This is a genomic window from Burkholderia sp. ABCPW 14 (assembly GCF_001523835.1).
Lineage (GTDB): Bacteria > Pseudomonadota > Gammaproteobacteria > Burkholderiales > Burkholderiaceae > Burkholderia > Burkholderia mayonis.
This window is the reverse complement of the sequence record NZ_LOVS01000033.1, coordinates 19,308-31,362: the sequence shown is the minus strand read 5'-3', so window position 1 is coordinate 31,362 and position 12,055 is coordinate 19,308. Positions and strand designations below refer to the sequence as shown.

The window sequence follows — 12,055 nt, the reverse complement described above, 5'->3', positions numbered from 1 at the left end:
GTTGCCCGCAAGGGCGCGCGTCTCGTCGCATCCGGCGTCACAGCGCATCGTGAAAGATGATCCCGAGCGTGTGTCGCTGCCCGGCATGCAAGCGGCTCACGCCATGCCGCAGATTCACCCGATATGCGCCGCGCGTGCCTTGCGCGGGGCGATGATGCACGGCGAAGATCACCGCATCGCCTTGCTCGAGCGGCACGACGTCCACGCGCGACTGCATGCGCGGCCGTTGTTCGGTGATGACGAACTCGCCGCCCGCGAAATCGACGCCTGGCTCGGACAGCAGGATCGCCGCCTGCAGCGGAAATACGTGCTCGCCGTACAGATCCTGATGCAGGCAGTTGTAATCGCCTTCGCGGTAGCGCAGCAGCAATGGCGTCGGACGCAACTGACCCGCGGCGTGACAGCGCTCGATGAATCGGGTGTGCTCGACGGGGAAGCGTGCATCGACGCGCATCAGCGTATTCCAGCGGTTCGCGATCGGCGCGAGATGCGGGTAGAGCGCAGTGCGCAGCGCATGTATCACGCGCGGCAGCGGATAACCGAAATACTTGTATTCGCCGCGGCCGAAACCGTGGCGCGCCATCGTCACGCGGCTGCGGAACAAGTCGTCGCGCGCATAGAGCGCGGCGAGCGCTTCGCACGTGCGGCGTGCGAGCAGCCCGCGGACGATCGCGCGGCCGTCGCGGTCGAGATCCTGTTCGATCGCCTGCCACGCGAGCGCGTCGATCCGCCGCGCGAGCGCCGCTTCGCGCGACGCGAAGGCCGTCGTTTCGTCGTGCGTCCGAGCGGCTGCCGCGGATGGTTCGAACGTCGTATTCATCGGCGCTTCCTCGCTGCATCGTGAATGGGTCGATGCGGCGAGTCTAGCGGGACGGCCGACACGACGCGCTCCGAATCTTGCGCTGCAATCCGGCGGCGCGCGCATGGCGTCAGAGCAGCGCGTGGAAGCCCCAGTAGAGCGCGCCCGCGAGCGCGATCGATGCGGGCAGCGTCAGCACCCACGCGAGCACGAGGCTGCGCACGGTGCCCCATTGCAGTCCCGAGCCGTTCGCGGCCATCGTGCCCGCGACGCCCGACGACAGCACGTGCGTCGTCGACACGGGCAATCCGTACGCGTCGGCCGCGCCGATCGTCAGCATCGCGACGACTTCCGCCGACGCGCCTTGCCCGTAGGTCAGATGCTGCTTGCCGATCTTCTCGCCGACGGTCACGACGATGCGTCGCCAGCCGACCATCGTGCCGAGACCGAGCGCGATCGCGACCGCGACCTTGACCCAGGTCGGAATGAACTTCGTCGCGTGATCGAGCTGCGCGCGATAGTCGCCAAGCGCGCGGCGGTCCTGCGGCCAGAACGCCGGCTGTCCGGTTTTCTCCATCAGGCGTAGCGCCTCGGACACGAGATACATCGTATTGCGCACGTTGTCCGCTTGGCCTTCGGGGACTTTCGCGATCGAGCCCGTCGCGCCGACCTCGGCCGCGAGCGAGTCCGACAGTTGCCGGACCGCGGGCAGCGTCGCGCGGCTCAGTTGGCGCGACTGCACGTACGCTTCGACGCCGGCGCGGGGATTCGGCGACGGCGGCGCGTCGCCCGCGTAGCGCGCGAGCGTCGCGGACGCCTGGCGCGCGACGGCGATGAACGTCTGCGTCTCGCCGGGCGTGACGGCCTTGTTGAGCGCGTACGCGGTCGGCACCGTGCCGATCAGGATCAGCATGATGAGCCCCATGCCTTTCTGGCCGTCGTTCGAGCCGTGCGCGAACGACACGCCGGTGCAGGTCAGGATCAGCAGGCAGCGGACCCAGAACGGCGGCGGCTTGTTCTTCTGCGGCTCGCGATAGAGCGCCGGCACGCGCACGAGCGCCTTCAGCGCGGCGAGCAGCAGGCCCGCGCACAGGAAACCGACGATCGGCGAGAGCAGCAGCGACTTGCCGACGCTCGCCGCCTGCGCCCAATCGACGCCGCTCGTGCCCGACGGTCCGTGCATCAATTGGTTCGCGAGCCCGACGCCGATGATCGAGCCGATCAGCGTATGCGAGCTCGACGACGGCAGCCCAAAGTACCAGGTCGCGAGATTCCATGCGATCGCCGCGATCAGCAGCGCGAACACCATCGCGAAGCCCGCGCCGTGGCCGACCTGCAGGATCAGCTCGACGGGCAGCAACTGCAGGATGCCGAACGCGACCGCGCCCGTCGACGCCATCACGCCGAGAAAATTCCAGATGCCCGACCAGATCACCGCGACGTTCGGCGTGAGCGAATGCGTGTAGATGACGGTCGCGACCGCGTTCGCGGTGTCGTGAAAGCCGTTGACGAACTCGAAGCCGAGCGCGATCGCGAGCGCGACGCCGAGCAGCAGATAGGGGAATACGGAGCGCTCGCCGATGGGCGCGAGATCGGCGAACACATGGACGAACACGTAGGCGACGCCGCTCGCGACGAGCACGACGAGGAGCGCGATGCCCAGATGCCGGGTGCGGCCGAGCTCTCCGCTCGTCGCGGCGGGCAGGGGGTGGTTCATGACGGCCCTTGATGAGACGGACCGTTTGATCCTAGCGCTGGCGATCAGGCAGTTTGATGACAGCGCTCAAAGGGGGCGCGATTCGCGGCTGCGAGGTCGGCGAATCGCGCGCGGGGCGGGCTCAGTTCCCGATCGCCTGCTCGATTCGCGCGAGCACGGCAGGCCAGCCGCGCTTCATCCCTTCGTACGCGATCCGCGCTTGCGGCGCGTCGAGATCGAAGCCCGCATGCTCGAAGAACACGCGCGTGCCGCCGGATTCCGGTTCGAGCCGCCACGAGATCGTCGTGTCGAGCGTGCCTTTCGCGAACGCGATTGCGAAGCGGCGCTCGGGCTCGACCGTGGTGACTTCGCACGGCTGCTGGCCCCACGGGCCCATGTCGAGCGTGAAAGGGTGGCCGGGCACGGGGCGTACGTCGCCCGCCGCCCACCAGCGCGCGAGCGCCGCGGGTTCGGTGAGCGCCACCCAGACCTGCGCAGGCGGGCGGGCGACGAATTGTTCGACGCGGATCGGTTCGGCTTCGGTCATTGCGGGGGGCTCGAAAATGCATATCGGAGGCTTTGCATGATAGCGGACGCGCAAGCAGCGTCGACAGACGGCGCGGCTCGCGTGCGCGCCGGTCCGTTGCGCGCACGGCTCGCGCCGCGCCCGGCCGGCGGCGACGCGCGCCGCCGCTCAAGGAATCGGCAGCTCGGCCTCGCGCTTCACCTCGCGCAGCGACAGCGCCGATTCGATCGACGTGACGCCCGGCAGCACGCGCAGCGTCTCGCGCAGAAACGTCCCGTAGTCGTCGAGATCGTGCGCGACGACTTGCAGCAGATAGTCGGCGGAGCCCGACACGTTGTGGCACGACAGGATGCGCGGAATGCCGAGCACCTCGCGCTCGAAGTGGTTCGCGACGCCGCGGTCGTGAACCGCGCAGCGCAGCAGCACGAATGCGACGACGCCGAAGCCGAGCGCGTTGCGCGACAGTTGCGCGCGGTAGCGCTCGATGTAGCCGTCGCTTTCGAGCCGCTTGAGGCGGCGTGCGCACGGCGTTTCGCTCAGCCCTACCGAGTCGGCGAGGCGGGCGACCGGGATGCGGCCGTCGAGCTGCACTGCGGCGAGGATGGCGCGGTCGGTTTTGTCGAGATCGATCATGATATGGACATGCTCTAAAAAAGCGCTTACTAGTAGTGTATTCCAATAAGTTTGGCGGGTAATCCAACCAAATAAGCCAATAAACCCTCATTGAGCAGATGCATCATGGAACTCTTTCGAAGCCCGGGTTCGACCATGTTTTCCGCTCACTTGCTGCTCGTCTACGTCGCTGCCGTCGTCGCCATTTACGCGGTGCCCGGGCCGGACATGGCGTGCGTGCTGCAAACGGGCATCGGCCGCGGCGCGCGTCACGGCGCGGCCGCCGCGGCCGGGCTCGGGCTCGCGCGCGCCGTGCACGTCACGCTGTCCGCGTGCGGCGTCGCCGCGCTCCTCAAGAGCGCGCCGTGGCTCTACGAGACCGTGCGCTACGGCGGCGCGCTGTATCTCGCGTACATCGCCGTGCAGATCTTCCGCTCGCCGGCGTTCGCACTGTCCGACGAAGGTCTGGCGCACCCCGCCGTGCGGCTGCGCCAGACCTTCGTCAAAGGGCTGCTCACCAATCTGCTCAACCCGAAGGCGCTGCTGTTCTGCTCGGTGCTGCTGCCGCAGTTCGTCGAGCGGGGCGGCGCGCCCGTGATCGTGCAGATGGCGGTGCTCGGCGCCGTGCTCGTGCTCGCGGGCCTGTGCTTCGATCTCGCGTGCGTCGCGGGGGCGACGCGCATCGCGGGATGGTTGCGCGCGCATCCGCTCGCGCAGACCGCGCAGCGCTGGACCTTTTCGGCCGTGCTGCTCGGCTTCGCGCTGCGGCTGTCGATCGACTGACGCGACGCGCGAACGCGGGCATCGATATCGGCGTCAACACATGCGGCCATTGGCGCATGCGAAGCAACTAACCGCGAAGCGCCGGAATCCGCGTGCCGCGCACGTCGCGCGAGGCACGCGCCCGCCTGCGCGGGCACGCGTCGTTCGCGATAGGCCGAACGTCGCGTGCCCGACTCCGCGATGCCACGAATGCGCCGTCACGAACGCTCGCGATGCCGACACAGGATCGCCGCGCGTGCTTTACACTTGCTTTGCCGTACTGTCGCATGGTCCCGTCGACGGCGTGTGTGCGCCGTCCGACATACCGGTCGGAACTGCGATCGCGCGACCGTGTCCGAATCCTGGCAACCCGTCACCACGGCTTCTGGAGGATCCGAATATGGCAAGGCATCTTCACGCCGGCAACGAACCGCAAATCGTCGCCGAATCCACGTGCATCGGTCCATGCGATCCGGCCGAGACGATCCACGTGATGGTGATGCTGCGGCGGCAGGAAGAGCAGCGCCTCGATACGCTGTTGCAAGGCCTCGCGAGCGGCGATCCCGACGCGAAGCCGGTCTCGCGCGAAGCGTTCGCCCAGCATTTCTGCGCGCATCCCGACGACGTCGGGAAGGTCGAAGCGTTCGCGAAGCAGCACGATCTGACGGTCGCGCGCGTCGATCCGGTCGAGAGCCTCGTCGTGCTGTCGGGCACAATCGCGCAGTTCGAGGCGGCGTTCGGCGTGAAGCTGCAGCGCTTCGAGCATCGGACGATCGGCCAGTATCGCGGACGCACGGGCGACGTCACGCTGCCCGATGAACTGCACGACGTCGTCACCGCGGTGCTCGGGCTCGACAACCGTCCGCAGGCCCGCCCGCATTTCCGGGTGCGGCCGACCTTCCAGCCCGCGCGCGGCGCCGCCGTCACCTACACGCCGCCGCAGCTCGCGGCGCTCTACGATTTCCCGCCCGGCGACGGCGCGGGTCAATGCATCGCCGTCGTCGAGCTCGGCGGCGGATATCGGCCTGCCGAGATCCAGCAGTATTTCAGCGGCCTCGGGCTCGCGCGGCAGCCGACGCTCGTCGACGTGAACGTCGGCGCCGGCCGCAACGCGCCGACCGGCGATCCCAGCGGGCCGGACGGCGAAGTCGCGCTCGATCTCGAGATCGCGGGCGCGATCGCACCCGGCGCGACGCTCGCCGTCTATTTCACGCAGAACAGCGACGCCGGCTTCATCCAGGCGGTCAACCAGGCGGTGCACGACACGACGAACCGGCCGTCGGTCGTCACGATCAGCTGGGGCGGTCCGGAGGCCGCGTGGACGTCGCAATCGCTGCAGGCGTTCAACCGCGTGCTGCAATCGGCCGCGGCGCTCGGCGTGACCGTGTGCGCGGCGTCCGGCGACGCCGGCTCGAGCGACGGCCTGCAGGACGGCGCGAATCACGTCGACTTTCCGGCATCGAGCCCGTACGTGCTCGCGTGCGGCGGCACGCGGCTCGACGCGCTGCCGGGGCAGGGTATCCGCAGCGAAGTCGTGTGGAACGACGACGCGGCGGGCGGCGGCTCGACGGGCGGCGGCGTGAGCGCCGTGTTCGACGTGCCGAACTGGCAGAAGGGCCTGAGCGCGACGCTCGCGCAGGGCGGCAGCGCGTCGCCGCTCACGAAGCGCGGCGTGCCCGACGTCGCGGGCGACGCGTCGCCCGCGACGGGCTACGAGGTGCTCGTCGCGGGCACGTCGACGGCGATGGGCGGCACGAGCGCCGTCGCGCCGCTGTGGGCCGCGCTCGTCGCGCGGATCAACGCGGCGGCGGGCAGCCCGGCGGGCTGGATCAACCCGAAGCTGTACCGGAACACGGGCGCGCTGCGCGACGTCTCGGCCGGCGACAACGGCGCGTATGCGGCGACGCCCGGCTGGGACGCATGCACGGGGCTCGGCAGCCCCGACGGCGCGAAGGTTGCGGCGGCGCTGAAGAGCGGCGCGGCGGGGTGATCGCGAGCCGGCGCGACGCTCCGACGGCGCCTCATGTGCCGACGCGCCGTCTTGCCGATGCGCTCGATGCGACGGTTCGCAGGCTGCGGCGTCGGGGCGCTTGACGCCGGCGTCGCGGCGCCCGAGATTTTGCGGCGCGGGGCCGATAGCGGCGGTGCCGACCGCAGCGGTTCGGCGGCAAGCAGTGACCGCTCGACGGCGCCGGCTAGCCGGTCGTCGACGCGGCGGACGCGGTGAGCAGCGGCGCCGCGCCGCCGCAGCGTCGACGGCGTTTCGTCGTTCCGGCCCGCAGTGCGGCGACGCCGGCATCGCAACGGCGGCTTCGCTGCAATTGCGACAAAGCGGTCGTGGCAGCGGACGCGCGTCGCGCGAAGCCGATGCGCTCCGGTGCCGGCTCGACGCGATCGGTTGCCCGAGACACGCGCGCCGTCGCAATCGACCGCAAACGGTTTGGCACGATTGACGATTCGTTCATGCACCACCTAATAGAACCAGAAGGAGCAGCACGATGAGCATCGATACGACATCTTCCGGCGGCGTGCAGCCGCTGCATCACGGCGCGTCGGCTTCGGTCCACGCGCCGCCGCCGACCGCCGTGACGCCGAAGGCGGACGGCGATCAGCCGTTCTTCGATCCGGTCGCGTACGGCAACGGTCCCGACGATTCGGTGACGGACACGACCGAGGCCGCGGCGCTCACGCATCACACGATCCAGATCGACGGCCGCACGATCGCGTACGCCGCGACGGCGGGCCACCTCGTGACCGTCGACCCGAGCAGTTCGCAGCCGAACGCGAAGATCTTCTACGTCGCGTTCACGCAGGACGGACAGCGGGAGGACACGCGGCCCGTCACGTTCTTCTACAACGGCGGGCCGGGCTCGTCGGCGGTGTTCGTGCTGCTCGGATCGTTCGCGCCGAGGCGGATCAAGACGTCGATGCCGAGCTTCACGCCGCCCGCGCCATACCGGATGGAAGACAATCCGGACAGCCTGATCGACAAGAGCGATCTCGTGTTCATCAATCCGGTCGGCACCGGCTATTCGGCGGCGATCGCGCCGCACAAGAACCGCGATTTCTGGGGCGTCGACCAGGACGCGAACTCGATCAAGCAGTTCATCAAGCGCTATCTGACGAAGAACAACCGCTGGAATTCGCCGAAGTTCCTGTTCGGCGAATCGTACGGCACCGCGCGCAGCTGCGTGCTCGCGTACAAGCTCCATGAGGACGGCGTCGACCTGAACGGCATCACGCTGCAATCGTCGATCCTCGACTACAAGCAGGCGGGCAACCCGGTCGGCGCGCTGCCGACCGCGGCCGCCGACGCGTGGTATCACAAGCAGCTCGGCGTCGCGCCGGCGCCGACCGATCTCGGCGCGTTCGTCGAGGAAGTCGCGCAGTTCGCGCGCACCGACTATCTCGACGCGCTGCGCAAGTTCCCGCACGCCGATGCGGCCATCGTCAAGAAGCTGTCCGACTACACCGGCATCGACACGACGACGCTGTTGTCGTGGAGCCTCGACATCGCGGGCTACGACACGCGCGGCAATTCGCTGTTCCTGACGACGCTGCTGAAGGCGCGCGGCTTGGCGCTCGGCGGGTACGACGGCCGCGTGACGGGAATCGAATCGGGGATCGCGGGCAAGATCGATCCGAACTCGGGCGGTAACGATCCGACGATGACGGCGGTGTCCGGCGTCTACACGGCGATGTGGAACGCGTATCTGAACGAGCAATTGAAGTACACGTCGAATTCGTCGTTCACCGACCTGAACGACCAGGCGTTCAAGTACTGGGACTTCGGCCACGTCGATCCGACGGGCGAGCAGCAGGGCGTCGACGCGAAGGGCAACGTGATCCTCTACACGGCGGGCGATCTCGCCGCGGTGATGGCGCTCAACGTCGACCTGAAGGTGCTGTCGGCGAACGGTCTCTACGACTTCGTCACGCCGTTCTACCAGACGGTGCTCGACTTGCAGCAGATGCCGCTCGACGATCCGGCAGTGCGCGGGAACCTGTCGGCGCGATTCTATCCGTCGGGGCACATGGTGTATCTCGACGGAGGCTCGCGCACTGCGCTCAAGCACGATCTCGCGCAGATGTACGAATCGACGGTGCACGACGCCGCGGCCGTGATGCGGATTCGCGCGCTGCAGGCGAAGAAGCGCGAAGGCGCGTGATGGAGCCGGGCGCGCGTCGCGAGTCGCGCGAATGCGATTCGCGGGCGGTGCGTGAATGCGCGTGACGGCACGGCGGCGCGCAGCGGGCGCAAGGCCGTGAGCCGCGCGCTCGCGACTGGCGATCGATGCGCGGCTGCATGTGCCGATTTCGACATGCGTGCAATGCGCGATCGAGGGGATGCCCATACGCGGATGCGGCGGTGCATGGACATCCGGCGCGGTTCGACGCAGAGCGCTTTCGCGCGAGACGCACAGCATGCCGCAGGGTTCGACGGACGAGCGGCGACGCCCTGCGTCGCCGCTTTTTTCATTGCGCGGTCAGCAGCTTGCGCATCGCATCGACGAACGCCGGGTCCGTCTCGCCGAGCGTGTTCGTGTGTGCGGCGATGCGTCCGTCGGCATCGAGCAGCACGATCGTGCTCGAATGATTGAACTCACCGCTCGCGAGCTTCCGGTACTGAATGCCGAGCAGCGCGGCGACGGCGCGCGTGCTGTCGCGATCGGTGCGCGCAAGCCGCCAGCGCGCGTCGAGGCCGTGCGCGTTCGCGGTCTTGCGCAGCACCGCGACCGAATCGCGATCGGGATCGATCGTCACCGCGACGACCTTGATCCGCTTGCGCGCCGCCTCGCCGCCGACGCCGAGCGTGAGGCCGATCGTCTCGAACAACATCGGGCAGACCATCTTGCACGACGTATAGAACATGCTGACGAGCGTCGGCGTGCCGCGCAAATCGGCCAGGCGGAACGTTTTGCCATCCTGATCGGTCAGCGTCGCGCTTGCCTGGTGGAGCGAGTCGGTTGCCGTCGCGGCGGTCGCTTGCGCGGCCGCGGCGGGCAGGCCCGCGCCTTCGGCGGTCGTCGCGACGCACGCGGCGGCGATCAGCGCGAGCGCGCCGCGTCGGGTGAGGTGTCCAAGCTTCATCGTCAATCTCCTGAAATCGAACGGGCGCAGCGAAAGCCGAGGCTTCCGGTCGAATCCGCGCCGGTGAGGGAAGACAGCAGCGCGACGCGCATCAGTACCGCGTAGCTGTCGCGCCGCACGATGCTGATCGCGCCGGCGCCGCAAAACCGCTGCTGGTCCGGGTCGCCTTGCGTGCGGCTGTCGCCGCTGATGAAGAGCGCATTGAAGTCGTCGACCCATTCCCAGATCAGCCCGTGCAGGTTGCGTATGCCGTAGGCGTTCGGCGCGCCGCCGACGGGCGGCAGCACGCGCGCGGCGGGCTGCTCATACCACGACAGGATCTGCCTGCGCCACAGCGGATCGTTGCGCGCGTCGGTGCGCGTCGCGTCGGCGGCCGCCGCGTATTCCCATTCGAGCCACGTCGGCAGCTGCGCGCCTTCGCTCGCGCAATACGCGCGCGCGGCGAACCAGCTGACGCCCGTGACGGGCGCGTCGGGCGACGTCGGCTGCGCGGGATGCAGCGGGTCGGCCCAATCGACGAGATACGCGGGACCCGCGAATACGCGCGCGACGCGATCGCGCCGCCATTCGGGATGCGCGCTCACGAACGCGGCGAACGCGCGAACCGTCACCGGCGCGTCCTGCAGCTCGAACGCGTCGATGTGCACGGGCGTCGAGCGGCCCGGCACGTCTTGCGGCAGCGCGCTCTCGAAGTCGCCGCCCGGCAGCCGCACGAAGCGCGCGGCATGCGCGTCCGCCGCGGCGCATGCAAGCGTCAGCGCGATCGCCGCGATGCGGGCGAATCGAACCGCGCATGACGATGTCGACGAAGCGCGCATGGCCGTTGCTCCCTGGCGTCGGTGGATCGTGTCAGTGCGAAGCCTTGGCGACCGCGGGCGTCTTCGTGCGGACCTTCGCAACCTCGTCCGCGCCGACCCGGCCGCCCGGATTGCCCCAGTTGTTCAGCACGTAGGTCACCACGTTCGCGACTTCGTCGTCGGTCAGTTGCGCCATCGGCGGCATCGCCGAATCGTAATCGCGGCCGTTGACCGTCACCTTGCCGTTCAGCCCGTGCAGCAGGATGCCGATCGCGCGCTTCGGATTCGCGGCGAGGAAATCGGAGCCGGCGAGCGGCGGGAACACGCCCGGCAGGCCGGCGCCGCCGCTCTGGTGGCACACCGCGCAGGTGCTCGCGAACACCGTGCCGCCCGCTTTCACTTGTCCTTGCAGCGGCAGTGGCGCGGCGGGCGTCGTTGCACGCGTCTTGGCGAGCGCAGCGCCGGCGTTCGCGCCCGCGGCGGCCGGCGTCGCGTTCGCCGCGGGGGCCGATCCGGCCGCGGCGGCCGGGCGATCGCCGCTGTAGAGCGTATCGAGCTCCTTGCCCGAATAGACCGCTTTGTTGTCCGGGCCATCGACCTTGAGGATCGCGAGCGCGCCCTTGTTGAATGCGCGGAAGATCGAGTGATCGACGAACGTGTAGTTGCCAGGCACGCGCGTATGGAACTCGATCGTCGCCGCGCCGCCCGCCGGAATCAGCGTCGTCTGCACGTTGCTCTGCGTGACGTCGGAGCCGTCCGCGCGCACCTTGTCGAACACCGCGCCGATCACGTGGAAGCTCGACACGAGATTCGGCCCGCCGTTGCCGACGAACAGGCGCACCGTTTCGTCGGTGCGCGCGCGCATCGCCTTGTCGCCCGTCAGCGCGCCTTCGGCGCCGTTGAAGACGACGTAGGTCGGGCGCTCGTCGATCGCCTTGTCCATGTCGAACGATTGCAGGCCCTTCTCGCGATACTTGCCGTTCGTGTAGAAGTCGCCCTGCATCACGTAATACTCGTGGTCGACCTTCGACAGGCCTTCGGGCGGCTCGACGAGAATCAGGCCGTACATCCCGTTCGCGACGTGCATGCCGACGGGCGCGGTCGCGCAGTGATACACGTAGAGCCCTTCGTTCAGCGCCTTGAACGTGAAGCGCGATTCGTGGCCCGGCGCGGTGAAGCTCGACGTCGCGCCGCCGCCCGGTCCCGTCACCGCGTGCAGATCGATGTTGTGCGGCATTTTGCTGTCCGGACGATTCTTGAGATGGAATTCGACCGTATCGCCCTGTCGCACGCGGATGAAGTTGCCGGGCACCGCGCCGCCGAAGGTCCAGAACGTGTAGTTCACGCCGTCCGCGATCGGCATCACTTTCTCGACGACTTCGAGATCGACGACCACCTTCGCCGGATAGCGGCGGGCGACGGGCGGCGGCACGTTCGGCGGGCTCACGAGCGCCGCGTGGATCGGCTCGCCTTGCGGCGGACCGAAGTCGCCGGGAACCTTGCCGGTTGCCGTCGCGGCATGCGCGCTCGCACTCGCTGCCACGACGGCGCTCAGCAGGACGGACAGGAACGTGGCGCGCAGTTGGCCACGGGGCGATTGCAGGTCTTTCATGATTAGCCCCTCGCTGGCTTCGTTTCTTCCAAGCTATCGGTCGCGAGATGGGGCAGTGTTGATGCGTAACAAATGCATCTTTGTGGGCGCACGCAGGGCGGCGAATAACTTAATCCAGATGAATTCCGGGCGGCGCGGCTGCGCCCGCTTGTCGCAAGTG

The 12,055-nt window shown here is 68.6% G+C and carries 10 protein-coding genes; 3 read left to right on the top strand and 7 right to left on the bottom strand.

All coding sequences use genetic code 11. The features are described from left to right. Positions 1-37: 37 nt before the first annotated feature. From WS62_RS04830 to WS62_RS04815, 4 genes are all read right to left on the bottom strand, one after another. On the bottom strand, positions 38-820 hold the full coding sequence (locus WS62_RS04830) for a 2OG-Fe(II) oxygenase (protein ID WP_066568428.1): 783 nt from the start codon (positions 818-820) through the stop codon (positions 38-40). 109 nt (positions 821-929) lie between these two features. Beyond that, positions 930-2,516 (bottom strand): inorganic phosphate transporter, encoded by a 1,587-nt coding sequence (locus WS62_RS04825; RefSeq protein ID WP_066568426.1) that lies wholly within the window; start codon positions 2,514-2,516, stop codon positions 930-932. A gap of 121 nt (positions 2,517-2,637) precedes the next feature. Further along, on the bottom strand, positions 2,638-3,042 hold the full coding sequence (locus tag WS62_RS04820) for an SRPBCC family protein (RefSeq protein WP_066568419.1): 405 nt from the start codon (positions 3,040-3,042) through the stop codon (positions 2,638-2,640). 147 nt (positions 3,043-3,189) lie between these two features. Beyond that, positions 3,190-3,654 (bottom strand): Lrp/AsnC family transcriptional regulator, encoded by a 465-nt coding sequence (locus WS62_RS04815; RefSeq protein WP_066568417.1) that lies wholly within the window; start codon positions 3,652-3,654, stop codon positions 3,190-3,192. A 135-nt stretch (positions 3,655-3,789) separates the two neighbouring features. Between WS62_RS04815 and WS62_RS04810 the strand changes: the two genes are divergently transcribed. The 3 genes from WS62_RS04810 (at position 3,790) to WS62_RS04795 (ending at position 8,564) form a co-directional block, all read left to right on the top strand. Then, positions 3,790-4,416, top strand: a complete 627-nt coding sequence (locus tag WS62_RS04810; RefSeq protein WP_066568415.1) for a LysE family translocator — start codon at positions 3,790-3,792, stop codon at positions 4,414-4,416. Between the two features lie 379 nt (positions 4,417-4,795). Then, positions 4,796-6,385: a S53 family peptidase gene (locus tag WS62_RS04805; RefSeq protein WP_066568413.1), complete on the top strand. Its 1,590-nt coding sequence runs from the start codon at positions 4,796-4,798 to the stop codon at positions 6,383-6,385. Between the two features lie 508 nt (positions 6,386-6,893). Continuing rightward, on the top strand, positions 6,894-8,564 hold the full coding sequence (locus WS62_RS04795; RefSeq protein WP_066568408.1) for a S10 family peptidase: 1,671 nt from the start codon (positions 6,894-6,896) through the stop codon (positions 8,562-8,564). A gap of 307 nt (positions 8,565-8,871) precedes the next feature. Here WS62_RS04795 and WS62_RS04790 read toward each other — a convergent pair whose 3' ends face one another. The 3 genes from WS62_RS04790 to nirK are packed head-to-tail and all read right to left on the bottom strand — an operon-like array spanning position 8,872 to position 11,895. After that, positions 8,872-9,486, bottom strand: coding sequence for an SCO family protein (locus WS62_RS04790; RefSeq protein WP_066568405.1), 615 nt, complete (start codon positions 9,484-9,486; stop codon positions 8,872-8,874). A gap of 2 nt (positions 9,487-9,488) precedes the next feature. Next, positions 9,489-10,304 carry a formylglycine-generating enzyme family protein gene (locus WS62_RS04785; RefSeq protein ID WP_066568403.1) on the bottom strand — a complete coding sequence of 272 codons (816 nt, stop codon included), beginning with the start codon at positions 10,302-10,304 and terminating at the stop codon, positions 9,489-9,491. 31 nt (positions 10,305-10,335) lie between these two features. Continuing rightward, positions 10,336-11,895, bottom strand: coding sequence for a copper-containing nitrite reductase (gene nirK, locus WS62_RS04780; RefSeq protein ID WP_066568399.1), 1,560 nt, complete (start codon positions 11,893-11,895; stop codon positions 10,336-10,338). Positions 11,896-12,055: the final 160 nt, after the last annotated feature.

What these genes read in the sequence shown, in the direction of transcription:
- WS62_RS04830 (WP_066568428.1), bottom strand. Translation starts at nt 820, where the DNA reads ATGAATACGACGTTCGAACCATCCGCGGCAGCCGCTCGGACGCACGAC.
- WS62_RS04810 (WP_066568415.1), top strand. Translation starts at nt 3,790, where the DNA reads ATGTTTTCCGCTCACTTGCTGCTCGTCTACGTCGCTGCCGTCGTCGCC.
- WS62_RS04790 (WP_066568405.1), bottom strand. Translation starts at nt 9,486, where the DNA reads ATGAAGCTTGGACACCTCACCCGACGCGGCGCGCTCGCGCTGATCGCC.
- WS62_RS04785 (WP_066568403.1), bottom strand. Translation starts at nt 10,304, where the DNA reads ATGCGCGCTTCGTCGACATCGTCATGCGCGGTTCGATTCGCCCGCATC.
- WS62_RS04825 (WP_066568426.1), bottom strand. Translation starts at nt 2,516, where the DNA reads ATGAACCACCCCCTGCCCGCCGCGACGAGCGGAGAGCTCGGCCGCACC.
- WS62_RS04815 (WP_066568417.1), bottom strand. Translation starts at nt 3,654, where the DNA reads ATGATCGATCTCGACAAAACCGACCGCGCCATCCTCGCCGCAGTGCAG.
- WS62_RS04805 (WP_066568413.1), top strand. Translation starts at nt 4,796, where the DNA reads ATGGCAAGGCATCTTCACGCCGGCAACGAACCGCAAATCGTCGCCGAA.
- WS62_RS04820 (WP_066568419.1), bottom strand. Translation starts at nt 3,042, where the DNA reads ATGACCGAAGCCGAACCGATCCGCGTCGAACAATTCGTCGCCCGCCCG.
- nirK (WP_066568399.1), bottom strand. Translation starts at nt 11,895, where the DNA reads ATGAAAGACCTGCAATCGCCCCGTGGCCAACTGCGCGCCACGTTCCTG.
- WS62_RS04795 (WP_066568408.1), top strand. Translation starts at nt 6,894, where the DNA reads ATGAGCATCGATACGACATCTTCCGGCGGCGTGCAGCCGCTGCATCAC.